Consider the following 17,767-nt stretch of genomic DNA (forward strand, 5'->3'; position numbering starts at 1 on the left):
TTCAGCCCGGAAAGGAAGCTGACCCAGGCAGGAAAGCGGATCAGCGTGTACAAGTCGAACGTCAAAAACGCACAGATCGTATTTGAAAGGAACAAGATCAGGGCTAACATCGAAATGATCGACGGCACCACTCAGGATGCATCCTACGACATCGAGATCTCTACATATCTGGAGATGGCCAAGCAGCACGCTTGAATCTTTTCCTCTTCCATTTATTTTTCCTTTTCATTTTTATTAATGGCACGATTCCTTTCATGCTCACTGCACCAGAAGGGAGACGAAGAGCAGACAATACAGGGAGAGGGATATGGTCGGGATGATCCGGACCGACCATTTGTTCACCAGCGAGATGCGTTCTTGATCCTTTGCCTCTGTGGACCTCAGGATGAGAAGGCCCGATACAAGCACCATGACCAATGTGGCATAGGTGATGATCATGAACAGGTCGAGGAACGTCGCGTAGGCAACAACCGGTATGGCATCGGCGATACGCCAGTGGATAAGAACCGCGGCGAGGAACATGGATGCGTTAAGCCCAAGCCTGGATGAGATCTTTATCATCAAGGATGATAGGGCCACGACTATGATGAGCATGATCGGCAGAAAGAACTTCAATATGGTCGAAGTGGCGTCCCTCTCTATTCCGAAGGTAAAGACCGCCCTTGAAAACGGAATCTCGCCTGGAATGTAGGTCTTGTTGACAATTGCTGAGCTGCCATTCTTTAATTCCCACCCGGGGAGGCCTGCATCAGAGTCTAATCCGGTATCTACCTGACCGACGATCAAGACCATTTGCTGCTCGTTCTTGTATCTAGGCTCGATCTCGATCGGGATGATATGACGGTCAAAAGGGAAACGGCGGAGGTCAGGATCTGCTGTCAGGTCAGCGATGATGCGATATTCTTTCATGTTCGTCTGATTCAGAATCGTTTCCACCGAGGTGGCATGCCCATTTATTATATCGATATCGTCGATGGTGACATTCGTGTCCGACCGGAGAGTAAGATAGAAGCTGGCCTTGATGGTCCCATCGGTGACGCTGAACTCGTTGAAGTCCTGCACGTAGACACTGACTTGAACGATTTCCGGAGAGGTCGATCCAGACGATGCTGAGACGTTGGGGGGGATGATGCTCAATGAGAGAGCGATAAGCGCGATCAGGATGATGACAGCGCATGAGCGTCGAAATCGACCAGGCGTTCCCTTGTTAAGCGTGACTCGGGTCCGTCTTTTTGTCTTGAATGGATCGAGATGAACTGAAATAATCTCTCGCCTCTCGAAATGATTGGAAATTGCCTAAATATGGTTATGCGAGTAAGTTTTCACATTGATAATCAGCGAGAGAAATGAGATATTGACTGTCTGGACATTCCCAGATCTTATCACTTTCTCCAATGTTGAATCGCCATTTCTGCTCAATGGTGAATTGGTTGGTATGGGCGATAAGGGCTTTAGGGGCTGACACATGTAGGTATAGTATGGTAACGATAGAATGTGCGGAATGTTGCTTCCGAAACGGATGGAAGTGTGTCATACCGGTACCACCATTGCCTCGTGAGATCCTGTATGGAAAAAGAGGACAGGTCCTAGGTTGCATAAATGGGAAACCGAAGTCTGTTGTCCAAAAGGGCAGCGGTTCCGCCCAACAAGTTCATCATTAAGAAAGGGCATCGGACCGTTCAGGTCCTTTTAACCTCCAGTTGATCGATTCGGTGGCTCGTGACGATGATATCTTCTCCTGCCGGAATAATTTTTATTACTACGACGACATACTTATATCCGCCTATCCAACAGGCTGAAATAGGCCTACTGGATTGAAGGAACCATGTCACCTGATCCAATAATCGAATTGCACCGAGTGACGATATCCAAGGGCGATGCGAAGATACTGAGGGATATCACGCTCAAGATATGCCCCGGCGAACGATTGGTGATACTTGGGCCCAATGGTTCGGGAAAATCATCACTCATCAAGACATTCACGGGGGAGTATCGTCACGACACCACCGATGAGCGTTCCTACGTCAAGATACTTGGATCTGAATACTGGGATATTCACGATGTACATAAGGCGTTCGGATTGGTTTCGAGCGATCTCCAGTTCGATTTCAGGAGGGATATGGATGGGCTCGAGGCAGTGCTATCGGGATTCTTCGGTTCAATCGGCACGAACAGGTCGCAGAGCATCACCAGGGAGATGAACGGAAGGGCCAGAAAGGCCCTTTTGTCGGTAGGCTCCAGCGGGTTGGGCCGCAAGCCGTTGTCAGTCATGTCGATGGGGGAGGCCAGAAGGGTCATCATGGCCCGGGCTTTGGTGAACGAGCCGGAGGCATTGATACTCGACGAACCGATGAACGGCCTGGACCTGACCGGTAAACACCTGGTGAGGGATGCGATGCGCTCATTGGTCGGCCGAGGAAAAGCCTTGGTACTGGTGACTCAAGACCCCTCCGACATCATACCGGAGATAGACCGGATAATACTGGTCAAGAATGGAAAGATCTTCCTTGACGATGGTATCGATGCATTGAACGAGAAGAACCTCTCCACGCTTTTCAAGGTACCATTGAACCTCTGCCGATATGATGGCAGGTGGTGGGCGTGGTCATGACGATGGTTCTCGGAGTCTAAAGACCGATGAACAGACCATCGATCAGATGATGAGCAATATCAAAACACTTCAGCCTCGATAAAATGAGATGAACGAAAAGGTTTAACCGGTCGTTTCTGCGGCATTGTTCTGGTTCAGGTTGGGGCGTATTGTCATAATGGTGAATCCCCGGCCATGGCACATGAAACAGATTTCCGTCCTTGTTCCACTTGCCGAGACCTGACTGACCTTTCCGGTGTTGTGGCAGAACTTGCAACCAATCTTAGTTTGGACCATGTGGATACCTCTTCAAACCCTAAGTTTTGGAGGTATTTCGTATATGATTAGACTTCCGACGTCATAATCAAAAGTGATTCTGACACCAAAAATCTGTCCTGCAAACATCATATGAATGGAAGAATGAATTGTCTATTCGATGAGACCTGGTATTGTCATCTTCCTCCCTCCTGGTGTGCACATATCCTTAACCAAGATGAAGCATTTAATGAATATCGACAAGTCGAATGTCTTTGAAAAGGCTCAAGATGAAGCCAAAAATCTGGGAGTGACGAATATCAAAAGGAGCCATCCTGGTGCTCAAACCTTCATGACTGATCATCCTCGATGACGGCCATCTGATTTCGGGGCCGATAGCGCTTTGATTTCTGACCAACATGAATATCAGGAATTGAAAATTGAACAAGACATATTTAAGTTCAATATTCCGGTGGATAAACATGAGAAGGGTAAATGATCCAAGTTATCTACGTCGATGACGAGAAAAACCTCCTGGATATAGGGAAGGCTTTCCTGGAGAGAAACGGGGAGCTCAAGGTTGATGTTGCACTTTCAGCCGAGGAAGCGAACAGGTCGATGTCCCATGTCCATTACGATGCGATCGTCTCCGACTACCAAATGCCGGGGACGGACGGACTTCAATTCCTTAAGTCTGTAAGGCAATTTGACAAGAACATCCCCTTCATCCTATTCACCGGCCGAGGGCGCGAAGAGGTCGTGATCGAGGCCTACAACTCCGGCGTCAGCTTCTACCTGCAAAAGGGGGGCGACCCCAACGCGCAATTCGTCGAGCTGGAGCATAAGATAGCCCAGGCGGTCGGCAAGCGTATGGCCGAAGAGAGTCTGTCCATAAAGAAGAACCAAGCGATCATGGCCATGGGCCTGGCCAGGGTGGCCAGCTGGGAATTTGACGAGACTAATAAACAATTCAGGTACGACGATATATTCTATGACCTGTATGGCACCGATGGTGTTCGGGAAGGAGGTTACTCAATGAGCGCGGATAAGTTCTTCCGAGATTTCGTTCATCCAGAAGACCTCGATCGAGTATTGGAATTTGTGAAGGATGGACATAAAAGAGTACCCCCAGGTGAGTTTGACCAGATCGAGCACCGCATCATCAGGAGGGACGGAAAGATCAGAACAATCGTTGTCCGAGTCGGTTGGATCAGGGATGCAGAGGGCAAACCCCAGACGGCATACGGCGTCAATTGGGACATAACCGAGATGAATAGACCGGAGACAAACAAGAATCACGAAATGGATGTGGTTCCCATTCTCCAAAGATAATGGGTCTGAAGATGGTCATTTTCAAGCCATAATTATTATTTCAATAGACAATATGGGATTGGCGAGCTGAACCATGTCTGATGAAGAACAGACCTGCGAAGGAAGAGTAGCCGATATCCAATCACCGCTCATCTGGCAGATAATGGTGTCCGAACCACTGAACAAGGATGCCGACGTTCTATTGAGATGGTCGAGGACCTCGTTCTTCGGCGGTAGCCCCGTCTCACGGCCCACGGTCATCGAGGGAAGGGAGTATGCCCTGTTTCAGAAATGCAGTGAGGAATGGACTGTCAAATACATCCTCCCCAACGCGATATCCAACTATCGCTTTGTGAAATTGTTCAGGCAAGGAAAGGAAACATCTCTGGAACCCTATCTTGATGATGAAATGCATCCGGCCGGCAAGCTCCTGGGGGATGCGGACAAGATGGACAGAAGCGGCGGAATGTGTTGACCGGATCTAGGATGCAACCTTATGACGCCGTTCGAAGATCGGCAACCGCGTGTTGAGGCTCACCGTACACCTCGAGCGTTCCGTTCCCATAGATTTTGGAAGGCGAGAGGGCAACAAGACAACAAGCCAGATGGTGTGAGCGGGCCCGTCGGGATTCGAACCCGAGTTCGAGGCTTTCTCTGTCCTTGGATAAGGACATCGGAGGCCTCAGTGATATCCAAGCTACACTACGAGCCCGTTAGCCGACCGATGGCAGATGGGGTCAATATAGTTTACCCCACTGGTCAATGGTAACGGATATCGGCATCATGAGATGGAAACGGGATATCGGAGAATAGTATAACCTAGAAGATATCGGGAGCGGTAATGCCGACATATGTAGTTCGCGCGTCGATCGAGATATCTGCTGAACCGCAGAAGGTATGGGATGTCCTGAAGGACTTTGACCGTTATCCGGAATGGAATCCGTGCCTGTTGTCGGTAACTGGAGAGAAGCGCATCGGCTCAATGCTCACCGTTTCAGTCAATCCGGATCATTCCATGAACCGGAAGTTCAAGGCCAGGCTTCTGGAGTACTCAAAGGGAAAGGGGATAAGATGGTTTGGAAGCTTTTCGGCCCCACACGTTTTCTCCGGTGACCATTCATTCGAGATTTTGCCGACCGCCACCGGTGTAACATTCATCCAGCAGGAGGAATTCAAAGGAATCCTCGTGCCCCTCCTCAAGGGAACACTCGATAGAAAGACGAAAAAAAGATATGAAGAGATGAACCGCGCCCTGAAGGCGCGGTCCGAAAGGGTTGATTGAGGTTTACTTCGACTTCTTGGCGAACTCGGTGTATCCGCACTTGCCGCAGGACACCCGGTCCTTGTGCTCGCCGAGGAACACGCCTGGGCCGCACTTCGGGCAGTGCTTCCTCTTCCGTTCGATCTTTCCATCCTTGGAGACCGAGTAGAGGTCCTTCTTGTTCTTTTCCTTGGGCTTGGCCTTTGCCTTTCCAGCTGCTTTCTCTGCCATGTCATGACCTCCTTACTTGATCTTCGGCGCTGCCTTGGCCTTTACCAGTTTGACCTTCTTCGCCTTCTTTTCGGCCATTCCCTGGCGTGCGAGGATATAGTTCTTCTCGCTTGACTTGGCCAGTTCCGGGGTCTCATAGACCTTGGCGTACCCGTGCGACTTGCCCATGCCGAACTCGGTGTTCGTGTGGTCAATGACGACGCGGTCCTTGTTGACGCCCAACTTGTCGGCGATGCCGGCCCGTAGGTCGCTTCTCTTCGGTGTCGCTTCGCCGCCATGCTCAGCGGTGAACATCACTTCTGTCCTCTTGTGGAGAACGTTATCTTTCTTGCTGTCAATCTCGACCTTCATATTGATTCCTCCATCTGGTAGATGATTTCCTTAGCCTTGCGGTTGATCTCTGGCGTGATTCTTACCAGCGCCATTCCCTTTTTCGGGAGACCATAGACGAGGCACGAACCTGCAGGGGCCAGCGCGGCGCAGACCAGCGCCGCCAGGTCCTCTTCTCCCTCCACCCTTATCTTGGTGGGTGAGGGATTGGTCACTGCCTTTTCTATCTCCCTTACCATCTGCGGGGTGATCATTCCCGCAGGGTTGCTCACCGTCACCTTGATCCCAGCGATCTTCTCGACCTTTGTGTCCAGGGTCGTCATCATCGACCTCTCGGTTTGGCAGTCGTAGATGGTCACATGCGGAGCCAGGCCATTCTGTATCAAAGAAAGGGAAACCACATCGCCGACCGAGATGACATTGTCGCAGTTGCGCAGTTGGCTTATGACTGAGCTTTCCGACAACATCTCCCCGAGCGGCATTCCTAGGTCCTTTCTCATTCTATCTGGCAATTTCCAGCCTTTGATAGGGACCTTGAGTTTATCGCACCTTGAGGGCGAACTTTCCATTGACATTTATGCCCATCCTCTTTGCGATCTCGGACTTGGTGTGGTCTATGATGATGACATAGCCCTGCCAGTCCTTCGACGTCGGGTTTCCGCAGAGGGGGCACACGTCCTCCTCCGTTATGAAGCTGCAATGTTTACACGCCTTCTGGATCTTCATTGGGCGGCGCCTCCCTTCTTGGCCCGGTCCTCAGCTATCCATTCGAGCTTGCCGAGGCCCGGCTGCCTCATGGTGAGGCCGATCTTGCTCTCGCGCGGGTTGCGCTCGTTCAACGAGAGGGCGACTATCCTGGCGCGGACGATGTCCCCGACCTTGAGATCCCTCTTGGTGTCCTTTCCTAGGAGTCTTTGCCCCGAGTCATCGACATCGATCCTGTCATCCATGATCTGGCTGATATGGAGCAGGCCGTCCAGAGGCCCGAAGCGAACGAAGGCGCCGAACTTGAGGACCTCGACGACCGTTCCCTCGATTACCTCTTGGAGCTGAGGGCGGAAGATGATGGCCTCATACTTAACGGTCTGGTAGACCGCCCCGTCACCATGGACGATACGGCCCTGGCCGATCGGCTCGATGTTCTTCACGAGCACGGTGAGGGCGTCATTGCCTTCTATCTGACCTTCGTACGCCTCCCTCGCGAGTGAATTGACGACACTGTTCAGATCGTCGCCCAACTTGTCTGGAGGGATGCGAACGACCTTTTCTCTCTGCGTCAACATGTACATTGGTATACCCTTAACTAGCAAGGCATGAGGTATCTCTTATATAAATATTGATAACCTGGAAGGACGAAATTGTCTAAGCTGGATATATCAAAAAAAGAGAAAGGATTGGAAAGGGGTTTTTCCTGTTTACGCGACGACGATGACCGAAGCGAATACCAGGGTGATGGTCGAGAGCAGCTTGACCAGCACGTGCAGGGACGGTCCAGCGGTGTCCTTGAACGGGTCACCGACGGTGTCACCGACGACGGCGGCAGCGTGCTGCGGGGTCTTCTTCAGACCCTTCGATTCGACGTATTTCTTGGCGTTGTCCCAAGCTCCTCCGCCGTTGTTCAGGAAGAGGGCCATCAGGACACCGACAATGGTGCCGACCATCAACATAGCGCCGACCGCCTGGTATGGGATAGTATAGTCGCCAGTGTAGGCGAACCGCATCAGCAGACCGAAGGCGACAGGGACCACGACCGGCAAGAGACTTGGAAGGATCATTGCCTTCAAAGCCCCCTTGGTCGAGATATCGACGCAGCGGGCATAGTCTGGCTTATCGTCGCCAAGCAGGATGTTGGGGTTCTCCTTGAACTGCCTCCTGACCTCGTCGATCATCTTACCGGCAGCCTTTCCGACCGCACGGATGGCCAACGAGGCGAACAGGAAGACCATCATACCGCCGATGAGCGCACCGACGAATACTGGGGGCTTTGCCAAATCCACAACGAACACATCTGATATGGTCAGGGGCAATCCGGTTGGGCCCAGTTTTCCGGCCGCGGTCAGTATTTCGAGGACCCGGTCGAAGAATGCGCCGAACAGCAGATAGGCAGCCAGTGCGGCGGATCCCATGGCGTATCCCTTGGTGAGGGCCTTGGTGGTGTTGCCGACAGCGTCCAGCTTGTCGGTCCTGTCCCTGATCTCCTTCGGCTGGTCGGACATCTCGACGATGCCGCCGGCGTTGTCGGTGATCGGGCCGAAGGTGTCTTCGGCGAGTACGAAGGCGCAGGTGGCCAGCATACCCATTGTTGCCACTGCCGTTCCATATAGTCCGTATATGAACGTGCTTGCCCCAGATGGTGCAGCCAATCCGCCCAGGTAGAACGATGTCAGCAATGCAACGGCGATTGCGATGACCGGTGCAGCGGTGGTCTCCAGACCTACTGAGATACCAGTGATGATGTTCGTTGCCGGTCCGGTCTCAGATGCCTTGGCGATCTCTCTGACCGGACGGTATTCACCCGCAGTGTAATACTGGGTGATATAGACGATGGCAATGCTCAGGACGATTCCGACCACTCCGCAAGCGAAGTAGTATCCCCATCCGGTTCCCAGGAGGGCATAGGTCGAATAGGCGAACAGTGCCGCAGCGATGATGCACGCGATATAGTATCCGCGGTTGAGAGCCTTCATCGGTTCCTCGTTCTCGTTCCTCAGCTTGACGGTGAAGATACCGATAATTCCGGCAAACACACCGAACGCACGAACGATAAGCGGGAACAATATCCAGCCAGTGTCGCCGGTGAGAGCGTATATGGAGAAACCTAGGATCATAGCGCCGATGTTCTCGGCGGCGGTCGATTCGAACAGGTCAGCGCCACGACCAGCGCAGTCACCGACGTTGTCTCCGACGAGGTCCGCGATGACGGCCGGGTTCTTTGGCGAGTCTTCCGGGATACCGGCCTCGACCTTTCCGACGAGGTCAGCACCGACATCGGCCGCCTTTGTATAGATTCCTCCACCCAGTTGGGCGAAGAGAGCGGCAAAGGACGCGCCGAACGCATATCCTACGACCATGAAGAGTGCAGTACCGATACCCCTGTCATAGGTGATCCCGTTGACGGTCACTATGTCACCGGGCACGAGGTATCCCTGGAACAGGAAGAACATGCCGGCCACACCCAACAGGGATAATGATACGACAGCCAATCCAGAGACTGCTCCTCCACGGAAGGAGACTTGCAGGGCCTCTCCGAGCGTCCTTCTCGCGGCGCTCGCGGTCCTGATGTTCGAGTTCACAGACACATACATTCCGATGTATCCCGACAGGGCTGAGAAAAAGGCACCCATCAGGAAAGCCACACCAGTCTCCCAGTTGATGCCAATCATTATGATGACACCAAGAATGACGCTGATGATGGCTATCGTCTTGTATTGACGAGCAAGGTAGGCCATAGCGCCTTCGCGGATAGCGTCACCGATCGCCTTCATCTCAGGCGTTCCGGTGTCCTTCTTGAATATCTGCCAAGATAGGATGCCCGCGGTAAGCAGACCAACCAAGCCCGCAATTGGTATAACGTAAACCAATGAATTCATATCCATAGTTTAAACCCCCGTTTGCGAGTTTACGGCATAATAAAGGTTCGTATATAAATCGCTTATCCTGATATCAGGAGCGAAAAGGTTAATCTGGATGACCTGCCAAACAATATTCGAAAAACGTATTTCCTATATTATTATCAGAATAGCAGCTTTTTGGATATGGCATGCAATCAGTTCATTTTTTGATTCCTAAAATACTCAAAACGAAAATGTGGTAGGAAAAAGGTGATTCTTTCCAGAAATCGTAAGCAGGTCAGAGAACCGGCCTTAGGAAAAAAGGAAGGATTATGGCGCAGGGTCCGTTCAGAACCTTGCCTTCAGAACGACAATCCCCTCTCTGCGGGATATGTCAATGGACTGCTTGCCGGTCTGGTGGTTGGTACCCCTCATCTTCAGCACCTCCAGGTACTTCCTTCGGGCACCCATCTCCTCCGAGAGCATGAGCAGGATTATGCCGTCTACCGCGTATGATACTTCCGTCGGATAGAGCTCGCCCGGGTTCACTTCGCCGGTCACCAGCGTGGTGGCGTTCCAGTTCTTCAGGCGATTGGATAGGTCGAAAAGGAACTGTCGGTAGTCTCCCTTCATCATGCCACCGATCACAGTGATCGGATCGATGACTATGCGCTGGGGCACGACCTCGGCGATCTTCTCTTCGATCATCGACATGAGCTCGCTTGGCTTGGTGTCCCTGATCATGGCCCCGAGGTCCATGTAGACGATCTCGTCGTTGAAGTAACCCTGATCCATGAAATCGAACTGGGACGCATACCGCAGCATCCACTGGGTCGGTTCGCTGAGAGTGGTGAAATAGAGCCCCTGCTCACCCTTCTTGGCCCCTTCGCAGAGGTACTTCAGTGCGAAGGTGGTCTTCCCCGTCCCCGCTGGTCCCGAGAGAAGAATGACTGAAGGGAACGGGAACCCTCCCTCGATCATATCGTCGAGACCAGGTATACCGCTGGTCAATCGGATCAAGTCAGGCCGCTTCTTGCACTCATCTTTTTCCATTATTGGCTCACCCCGTTGAAATTTAGATCGCTGATCCGCCTGGAGCGCCTCTCCATATCGGCATCCGGTTGCCCGGTGGACGTCTCGTTGATGTTTACCTCTTTCTTACAGAGGGATCTGGCCATTTCGAATAAGGCCTGGTTTCGCTCCTTGTCAACTACCAGGGGGATGGCTATCCGCCCGTTCATGCTGAGGACGTTCACGAAATCCTTAAGGAACGACTCCACAGCAGAGAAGCTATTGTAGGTGAGCAGCGCGGCCAGATTATCGATCATGGCGAATGCGCATCCCTTAAGGTCGATCGAACTTCCATTGGTCCGTAGGGTCCATTCCTTGATCGCCCCAGGCAGGTCATCGATGTGGAACGGTCCGTCGACGAAGCTGACGTTGGCTTGGGCGACCTTGCAGTCGGCAGAGAATTGGCTGATGGCGTCAACGAAAATTAGACCTTGGACATTTATCTGATGCATGGTCAGCAGGTGCACCATGTATTGGTGCGGCCTGTCCACGGATATGAACATCCCGGTTCTGCCGTTCTCATTCGAGAGCGCTTTGAGGAGAAGCATGTTGACTCTGACGAACTGGGTCGATTTGACGTCGAGAAGGATAGGGCCTGTTAACGAGGGATCCCCTACGCTTTCTTTCAGACGCGCTGTCAACTTAATATCCTTCTCGTTCATGCCAGTCTTTCGTTAAATCGTGAAATGTAATATTTAAACCCTTTTCGGTGCTTATCCATTAAGATACCCAGGCCCGCTCAGATCACTTGATCCCGTTCATACAAAGTGAAAAGAAGAGATGTATATCGAACTCCAATATACTATTCTACTATCAAGGAGATTAGCCCTGGAGGCGATGTCTTGGACCATTCCGACCTGATCGGGCTTCTGTTGGTCTATCTGTATATAGGGTCGGTGGTCATGATAGCGATCCGTTCCAAGTTCCTTAACGAAAGAGGATGGAACCGGAAGTTCATCCACATAATGATCGGGAACATCGTTCTTATTTGGTGGATGTTCAACGACAAGTTCGTCATGGCCTTCCTGGCTGCGGCCCCTTTCATCCCAATACTCCTATATTCTTCGATCAAAGGGAATAGCATCGCACAGAAGGAGGGGGCCCGATCGGTACGATCTGCTCTGGCCGAGGCCTCTCTGAACGGACACAGGTTCGGCCTGGTCTATTACGCGATATCCTGGACGTTGCTTGCTTTCCTCATGTTCGATCATCGATTGATCGCTTCGATCGCCATCGTGGCCATGGCCTACGGGGACGGAATGGGTGGGCTCATCGGCAAGCGGTTCGGCAAAAGAAAGCTGTTCGGACACAAGACCCTTGAAGGATCGTCAGCGGTCATGGTCTTCACCTCCATCTCCATCATGGCGATCATCGGCTTCTATGGCCTTTTGTCCTCCTCAGGATGGTTTCCGATCGACCATGTATCTATAACCGGTGCCTTGCTGATCGCTATTTCCATCGGCGCCTACGTATCCTTAGTCGAACTGATGACTCCCGGAGAGTTTGATAACCTGATCATCCCTTTGTCTGTGGCAACGATCTTGCTTGTGGCAGGTGTCTGATTTGAGATGGATTGTGATCGATGGGATCGATGGCTCGGGTAAATCCACCTATGCGGGCCTGATCGCTGAGTATTACCAGGACAGAGGCGAAAGGGTCATCGTCCATGTGCACCCTTCGACCGGAAGGCTCGGCCGGATATCCCGCAAGGCACTGGAGTCCAATGGCAAGGCGATGCACATCGTGGCCACCGTGTTCTTTGTCGCAGATGTCCTGAGATCGCTGAGCTTACTCAAGAAAGAGGGGAAGATCTATGACACGGTGATCTTCGTCCGTTATGTCCTGGCCACGGCATATCTTCCTGATCGGCTCGCACCCATAGGTTATGAGTTCATCAGCAAACTGCTTCCGATGCCGAAACGGTTGATGCTCATAGATATCGATCCTGCCATTGCCAACGAAAGAATATCGAGGCGGGCCGAGAAGAAGGAGATGTTCGAGGACCCGGCCAATCTGATAAGGGCACGTGAGAAGTTGCGATCGTTGGCGTCAAAGGAGTGGAGGATCATCGACAACTCACTCCCGATGGATATGGGCCGGGAATCGCTCTACCGAATTCTGGAAGATTGGGACAGGACCTACGACTGAGCCTGGTCTAGCATGGCTTGTCCGGCGGGATCTGGATATCTACAAAATGTTCCTCATGAAGCAGGGGGCACTCGTCCGATTCGCACGGTTCGATGTGGATCAGCACGCTGGTGTTCCTCAGGCTGGATTCGATCTCCTTCTCGATGGTGTCGCACACAGCATGCGCCTCCTGAACGCTGATGTCCTTCTTGACCACGAGGTGCATATCGATGAACCTCTCCGATCCGGCCTTTCGGGTCCTGAGGGCATGATAACCAATGAACATCTTGCAGTGCTTCGCCATGATGGTCTTGATGATCGCCTCCTCCTCAGGCGGCAATTGCTGGTCGATCAGGCCTTTGCTCGCCTCCTTGGTCAGGTCCCAGGCCGCCTTGACGATGAGGCAGGCGACCAGGATGGCGACAATGGGATCAAGAATGGCTATCTGGGTGATCTGGATAAGGATCAGTCCGACGAATACCCCGAGCGAGGTCAGCACATCCGTCCTCAGGTGCAGCCCATCGGCTATCAGCGCCATGGAGTCCTCTTCCCGGCCGACCTTCAAAAGCATGTGGGAAACGTACAGGTTGACCATCACGGAGATGCCCATGATGACGATACCGGCAAGCAGGAACTCCGGTGCGGAGCGCTCGAAAAGTTTGCCCAATGCCTCGTATACGATCAGTCCGGCTGCGAACAATATGAGGATGGCCTCGATGACACCGGCGTAGTTCTCATATTTCCCATGCCCGTATGGATGCTCCTTGTCTGCCGGCTGACCGGATTTCTTCACCGAATAGTTGGCAATCACTGCGGCAACCAGATCGATCATCGAGTGTATCCCTTCCGAGATGACCGATATCGAACCGGTCGATATCCCGGTTACCAGCTTCAGCCCCACGAGGCCAGAGTTGCTGTAGATCGAATACCTTGCCACCCGAACCTTTCTCTGCGTCAACCTTAACTCCAATTTCTTACTGGCTTATAGGGTTATGCCTTGATCGGTACGACGATCTTGATCTTCCGTTTGCCGCCCCCTTGATGTGCCGAAATGTCGGAATAGGAAAATGCTCTCGTGGACGGATGGAACGGAGCCTCGAGGGGGCCTGCCATGTGTTGCCTGGGCCTGATCCGGATCAGTAAGAATTGCACATCGCGACGCTCGAGCCGATTTCATGAGAATTATGAGGTATCGACCAAAAAGTGTTGATGTTCCGCCGTCAGGAACTTTTTTCTAGGAGCAACCCTTCAGATGTTCCTGGTAGTGAGACCATGGAAGAGATCAAGGTCAAGGACATCAAGATCGAAGGCCCGATGACCGTCGACGAACTGATGCGCCAGATGAGCGAATCCGGGGGGTTCACCGGACGCAAGCTCGCCGACGCCACGGACATCATCGAGCAGATGGTAAAGGATGAGAAATGCGTCACCTTCCTGTCATTCCCGGCATGCATAATGGCCACCGGCACGAGAGGCGTCCTGGTGGAGCTGGTCAAGAGAAAGCTGGTCGATGTCATCATCACCACCTGCGGCACGCTCGACCATGACCTGGCACGCACCTGGAAGCATTACTACAAGGGCGACTTCCTTATGGACGATGCGGAGCTGAGGCGCGAGGGCGTGAACCGTCTGGGCAACGTGCTCGTTCCGGACGAAAGCTACGGCCTCGTCCTGGAGGAGAAGCTCATCCCGATGTTCGAGGAGATCCTCGAGGGACGGGACTCGATCTCCACACATGAGCTGATCGACGAGGTCGGCAAACGCCTTGATAATGAGGAATCGCTGCTCTATTGGGCGCATAAGAACAAGGTCCCGATCTTCGTCCCCGGCATAACCGACGGTTCTTTCGGGTCACAGGCATGGATGTACTGGCAGACGCACCGCAATTTCAAGATCGACCTGTTCGCCGATGAGCAGGAACTCTCCGATATCATATTCCATGCGGACGATACCGGAGCCATCATCGTCGGCGGGGGCATCTCCAAGCACCACGTCATCTGGTGGAACCAGTTCAAGGGGGGGCTGGACTACGCGGTCTACCTGACCACCGCAATGGAGTATGATGGCTCCCTCAGCGGTGCCCAGGTCCGTGAGGCGGTATCCTGGGGAAAGGTCAAGGAAGGGGCCGCCCAGATAACAGTGGAAGGCGACGCCACGATAGCGCTTCCGTTGATCGTCGCTAGCATCATTGAGCGAATGCAATGAACAAGAGAGTCGTGGTGATCGGTGGGGACGGGATAGGCCCGGAGGTCACCGCGTCCGCCATCAAGGTGCTGGAGGCCGTGCATGCCCCGCTCGACCTGACCTTCGCCAGCATGGGACTGGAATGCTACAGGCGAACCGGGTCCTATCTCCCCGAAGAGACGGTCAACGCACTGGATGGCACCGATGCCTGCCTTTTCGGTGCGATCACATCCCCCGATGCGAGTGTCAAAGACTACCGTTCACCTATACTCTGGCTTCGGAAACATTTCGATCTGTACGCCAATGTGAGACCGGTGAAGAGGCTGGTCCCGGATCTGGGCATCGGCGACCTGAACGCGGTCATCGTTCGTGAGAACACCGAAGGCATGTACACCGGCATAGAGCATGCCGAGAACGGCGTCGTCACGCTGGAACGAAAGGTGTCCGAAAAGGCCTGCCGCCGTCTGGTGCGCTATGCGATAGAACATTGCCGCCGGGAAGGCATCGACAACATCACCTGTGTGCACAAGTCGAACGTGCTCAGGCTTTCCGATGGCATGTTCAAAAGGGTGTTCTACGAAGAGGTGTCCAGTTCCGGTCTGAAGGCGAATGACCTGTTGGTGGACGCTGCGGCGGCAGCCCTGATCATAAAACCGAAACAGTTCGGGTGCCTGGTCACCCTTAACCTTTACGGCGATATCCTATCGGACGAGGCGGCAGCGGTCGTTGGAGGCTTGGGATTCGCCCCTTCTGTCAACCACGGGGACCGATTCGACATCTACGAGCCGACCCACGGTTCCGCCCCGGACATCGCCGGGAAGGGTATCGCCAACCCGACCGCGGCGATCCTTTCCTCGAGCATGATGCTCCGGGACATGGGATCGAGACGGGAGGCGACGCTCGTCGATGCCGCGGTCGTCTCCGCCTTAAGGAAGGGGGTCCGGACCCCGGACGCCGGAGGTTCGGCCACCACCGATGAGTTCACCGAGACGGTGCTGGCCGCCCTGGAACAGGCTCAACGGTAGAGGGGGTCGTGGGACGTGGCCAGCCGGTGTTCGTTGCCCATGCCGGCAAGCTTCATTACCTGATACTTCTGGGCATCCCGGTAGCTGCCTTTCCGGTCGTGAATGACATTGGCCTCCCTCGGTGTGACCGTCGGGTCGGTCTTCTTCATGAACCGGTAGAGCATGTCGCTACTGGGAAGATCGAACCTTATGCCGAACATCCGGTTCTCGATGGCGGGATCGATCTCCCGGTCGTTGGAGGCGGCTATCATGTAGCCCTCGAACTCATCGATGAAGTTCAGGAACGCCACCACCGATTCTAGCAGAGAACCGAACGATTTCATATCGTTCCGGTTGTGCAGGATCAGGTCACAGTCGTCGATGAACAGAACACTGTCCTTGCCCACCGCCCTCTTGACCGAGTTGATCACCCGAATGGTGTCCCCGATATACTCGCCGAGAAGCATCGAGGCTGGGATCGAATAGGTCTTCAATCCCCGCTGCTGAGCGTTGGCCAGCAGCTCATGGGCGAAAAGGGTCTTCCCCGTACCAGGCTCACCGCTGAGCAGTATCTTCTTCCACGGTTCCTTGCCGTTCCTGAACAGGCTGAGGTACGCCTTTGCCAGGTCCGATGAGATGAGCGCCTCGTCGATGTTCTCGTCAGGCCTCTTCACGAAACCGAATCTCTCCACGTCCATCCCGTCCTCCTGGACGGTGAGATCGAGACGTGTGTGCCGGTCAGTGTGGAGCGCCTCGGCAGGCTCGATCTTCTCTACCTTAACGTAGATCATTTCGCCGATCTTGAAATCCTGGATGTCCTCATCCTTGAAGTACTCGATGATGAAATGCTCGAGCGAGCGCCGGTTCATGGCGTCGCCGCGGAACAAAGGGAATACCCTGACCTTGACATTCTTAGCCCTGGAGAACATGCTGAATCACCTCCGGTGGAAGAACCGAATCGATCATGAACTTCGATTTGGGCTCCAAGTACTTCATCTTGATGAATGCTTTGATGTCGTCCACCTCGAAGATCGGGACATGGCCGTTATCGATGACCGTGCCGAAGGACGGAGAGACGATCATGCCGGTCAGATCTTCCAGCAGCGCATCCCCTATCCCGAAGGCCAGCCGCGAGTTGTCGTTATAGCCGTTTACCTGGTATTCGGTGTCTAGATAGTCTGTCTCCGAGAACATCATGTAACGGTCCCCCTTCAGTCCTGCCAGCTGTGACACTACCGGGGCATAGGCCCTGATCCGGTCGTTCAGGAGATCGGAATACTCGTCCAGAACAGAACTGGCCGCCGCCCACACCCAGACCTGCCGGGCGAAGGAGCTCTCCTCACCGTCGTTCCCTTCGATGGGCCTGAGCTCCATCCGTGCCAGCCTGTCGCCCAGATCGCTCATGCCCAATGCCTCGTCGCAATCGGGACAGGAACATCCATAACCTATCAGGTTGCCGGAGGTAATGGCCGGGTCATCGAATCGGAAGAGCGGCGGAATGATGTTGGAGAGGACGAATCCCTTGACCGAATCCGCATACGGCGATCCTTCGATTGCCAGAGTTATCATTTCCACCATCGGGCCCAGGTCTGCCTGGGGGCATGCGTAAGCCGCCCGGGTGCCGCTGGAATATAATGCCCTCATCCTCTGGGGGAGGTTCATGCCGATGTTCACTCCGACATGGAGCCCTCCGAAATTGTCCACCAGGTCATCGACCCTGTCCGCCGAGGCGTCATCGTCGATCATGCTAATGTCTACTAGTGGAGTCCCTTTGCCTTCTGAAAAGATCAGCCTATGGCCTTCTTCGAAATTCATTGATGCACCGTTGTCCGTTTTGCCTTTTGCAGAATCA

Annotated in this window: 22 protein-coding genes and 1 tRNA gene; 9 read left to right on the top strand and 14 right to left on the bottom strand. The window is 53.5% G+C overall.

The genetic code is table 11. The features are described 5' to 3' along the window. A partial coding sequence (locus VGK23_01325) for a hypothetical protein (GenBank protein HEY3419178.1) occupies window positions 1-195 on the top strand: 195 nt, incomplete at its 5' end. A 63-nt stretch (window positions 196-258) separates the two neighbouring features. On the opposite strand, the gene VGK23_01330 is transcribed toward VGK23_01325, so the two are convergent. Continuing rightward, complete coding sequence (locus VGK23_01330; GenBank protein ID HEY3419179.1) at window positions 259-1,137, bottom strand: hypothetical protein; 879 nt, start codon at window positions 1,135-1,137, stop codon at window positions 259-261. Window positions 1,138-1,825: 688 nt separating this feature from the next. On the opposite strand from VGK23_01330, the gene VGK23_01335 reads away from it, so the two are divergent. Further along, window positions 1,826-2,611, top strand: a complete 786-nt coding sequence (locus VGK23_01335; protein ID HEY3419180.1) for an ATP-binding cassette domain-containing protein — start codon at window positions 1,826-1,828, stop codon at window positions 2,609-2,611. A 102-nt stretch (window positions 2,612-2,713) separates the two neighbouring features. Here VGK23_01335 and VGK23_01340 read toward each other — a convergent pair whose 3' ends face one another. Further along, window positions 2,714-2,887: a hypothetical protein gene (locus VGK23_01340; GenBank protein ID HEY3419181.1), complete on the bottom strand. Its 174-nt coding sequence runs from the start codon at window positions 2,885-2,887 to the stop codon at window positions 2,714-2,716. 453 nt (window positions 2,888-3,340) lie between these two features. Here VGK23_01340 and VGK23_01345 point away from each other — a divergent pair, with 453 nt between their 5' ends. Together VGK23_01345 and VGK23_01350 are read left to right on the top strand one after the other, a co-directional pair. Then, on the top strand, window positions 3,341-4,177 hold the full coding sequence (locus VGK23_01345; protein ID HEY3419182.1) for a response regulator: 837 nt from the start codon (window positions 3,341-3,343) through the stop codon (window positions 4,175-4,177). A gap of 73 nt (window positions 4,178-4,250) precedes the next feature. Continuing rightward, a complete protein-coding gene (locus VGK23_01350; protein ID HEY3419183.1) occupies window positions 4,251-4,631 on the top strand; it encodes a hypothetical protein in 381 nt (126 codons plus the stop codon). A gap of 140 nt (window positions 4,632-4,771) precedes the next feature. On the opposite strand, the gene VGK23_01355 is transcribed toward VGK23_01350, so the two are convergent. Next, window positions 4,772-4,868, bottom strand: a tRNA-Arg gene (locus VGK23_01355). Window positions 4,869-4,997: 129 nt separating this feature from the next. On the opposite strand from VGK23_01355, the gene VGK23_01360 reads away from it, so the two are divergent. After that, complete coding sequence (locus VGK23_01360) at window positions 4,998-5,438, top strand: SRPBCC domain-containing protein (GenBank protein HEY3419184.1); 441 nt, start codon at window positions 4,998-5,000, stop codon at window positions 5,436-5,438. Window positions 5,439-5,441: 3 nt separating this feature from the next. On the opposite strand, the gene VGK23_01365 is transcribed toward VGK23_01360, so the two are convergent. The 8 genes from VGK23_01365 to VGK23_01400 all read right to left on the bottom strand — a co-directional run bounded on the left by VGK23_01365 (window position 5,442) and on the right by VGK23_01400 (window position 11,241). Continuing rightward, entirely contained in the window at window positions 5,442-5,648 is a 207-nt protein-coding gene (locus VGK23_01365; GenBank protein ID HEY3419185.1) for a 30S ribosomal protein S27ae, read from the bottom strand. A 12-nt stretch (window positions 5,649-5,660) separates the two neighbouring features. Further along, window positions 5,661-5,999, bottom strand: coding sequence for a 30S ribosomal protein S24e (rps24e, locus tag VGK23_01370; GenBank protein HEY3419186.1), 339 nt, complete (start codon window positions 5,997-5,999; stop codon window positions 5,661-5,663). Next, window positions 5,996-6,478 carry a DUF359 domain-containing protein gene (locus tag VGK23_01375; protein ID HEY3419187.1) on the bottom strand — a complete coding sequence of 161 codons (483 nt, stop codon included), beginning with the start codon at window positions 6,476-6,478 and terminating at the stop codon, window positions 5,996-5,998. Before VGK23_01375 ends, rps24e begins: the two co-directional genes overlap by 4 nt. 40 nt (window positions 6,479-6,518) lie before the next feature. Continuing rightward, window positions 6,519-6,704 (bottom strand): transcription elongation factor subunit Spt4, encoded by a 186-nt coding sequence (gene spt4, locus VGK23_01380; GenBank protein HEY3419188.1) that lies wholly within the window; start codon window positions 6,702-6,704, stop codon window positions 6,519-6,521. Beyond that, on the bottom strand, window positions 6,701-7,267 hold the full coding sequence (locus VGK23_01385; GenBank protein ID HEY3419189.1) for a DNA-directed RNA polymerase: 567 nt from the start codon (window positions 7,265-7,267) through the stop codon (window positions 6,701-6,703). The genes spt4 and VGK23_01385 overlap by 4 nt, the downstream gene beginning before the upstream one ends. A gap of 126 nt (window positions 7,268-7,393) precedes the next feature. Then, window positions 7,394-9,574, bottom strand: coding sequence for a sodium-translocating pyrophosphatase (locus tag VGK23_01390; protein HEY3419190.1), 2,181 nt, complete (start codon window positions 9,572-9,574; stop codon window positions 7,394-7,396). A gap of 303 nt (window positions 9,575-9,877) precedes the next feature. Beyond that, entirely contained in the window at window positions 9,878-10,582 is a 705-nt protein-coding gene (locus tag VGK23_01395) for an ATPase domain-containing protein (GenBank protein ID HEY3419191.1), read from the bottom strand. Further along, window positions 10,582-11,241: a hypothetical protein gene (locus VGK23_01400; GenBank protein HEY3419192.1), complete on the bottom strand. Its 660-nt coding sequence runs from the start codon at window positions 11,239-11,241 to the stop codon at window positions 10,582-10,584. The genes VGK23_01395 and VGK23_01400 overlap by 1 nt, the downstream gene beginning before the upstream one ends. A gap of 201 nt (window positions 11,242-11,442) precedes the next feature. Here VGK23_01400 and VGK23_01405 point away from each other — a divergent pair, with 201 nt between their 5' ends. Together VGK23_01405 and VGK23_01410 are read left to right on the top strand one after the other, a co-directional pair. Beyond that, a complete protein-coding gene (locus VGK23_01405) occupies window positions 11,443-12,162 on the top strand; it encodes a hypothetical protein (GenBank protein ID HEY3419193.1) in 720 nt (239 codons plus the stop codon). Between the two features lies 1 nt (window position 12,163). Continuing rightward, the gene (locus tag VGK23_01410; GenBank protein HEY3419194.1) at window positions 12,164-12,748 is read left to right on the top strand and encodes a thymidylate kinase; all 585 of its coding nucleotides are present in this window, start codon (window positions 12,164-12,166) and stop codon (window positions 12,746-12,748) included. Between the two features lie 7 nt (window positions 12,749-12,755). On the opposite strand, the gene VGK23_01415 is transcribed toward VGK23_01410, so the two are convergent. Then, entirely contained in the window at window positions 12,756-13,685 is a 930-nt protein-coding gene (locus VGK23_01415) for a cation diffusion facilitator family transporter (protein ID HEY3419195.1), read from the bottom strand. A 314-nt stretch (window positions 13,686-13,999) separates the two neighbouring features. Between VGK23_01415 and VGK23_01420 the strand changes: the two genes are divergently transcribed. Further along, window positions 14,000-14,932, top strand: coding sequence for a deoxyhypusine synthase (locus tag VGK23_01420; protein ID HEY3419196.1), 933 nt, complete (start codon window positions 14,000-14,002; stop codon window positions 14,930-14,932). After that, window positions 14,929-15,936, top strand: a complete 1,008-nt coding sequence (locus VGK23_01425) for an isocitrate/isopropylmalate dehydrogenase family protein (GenBank protein ID HEY3419197.1) — start codon at window positions 14,929-14,931, stop codon at window positions 15,934-15,936. The genes VGK23_01420 and VGK23_01425 overlap by 4 nt, the downstream gene beginning before the upstream one ends. On the opposite strand, the gene VGK23_01430 is transcribed toward VGK23_01425, so the two are convergent. Continuing rightward, window positions 15,927-16,844, bottom strand: a complete 918-nt coding sequence (locus tag VGK23_01430; GenBank protein HEY3419198.1) for an ATP-binding protein — start codon at window positions 16,842-16,844, stop codon at window positions 15,927-15,929. The genes VGK23_01425 and VGK23_01430 overlap by 10 nt on opposite strands. Further along, entirely contained in the window at window positions 16,828-17,730 is a 903-nt protein-coding gene (locus VGK23_01435; protein ID HEY3419199.1) for a hypothetical protein, read from the bottom strand. The genes VGK23_01430 and VGK23_01435 overlap by 17 nt, the downstream gene beginning before the upstream one ends. Window positions 17,731-17,767: the final 37 nt, after the last annotated feature.

The sequence above is a fragment of the Methanomassiliicoccales archaeon genome, from assembly GCA_036504055.1.
Classification (GTDB): Archaea; Thermoplasmatota; Thermoplasmata; order Methanomassiliicoccales; family UBA472; genus DASXVU01.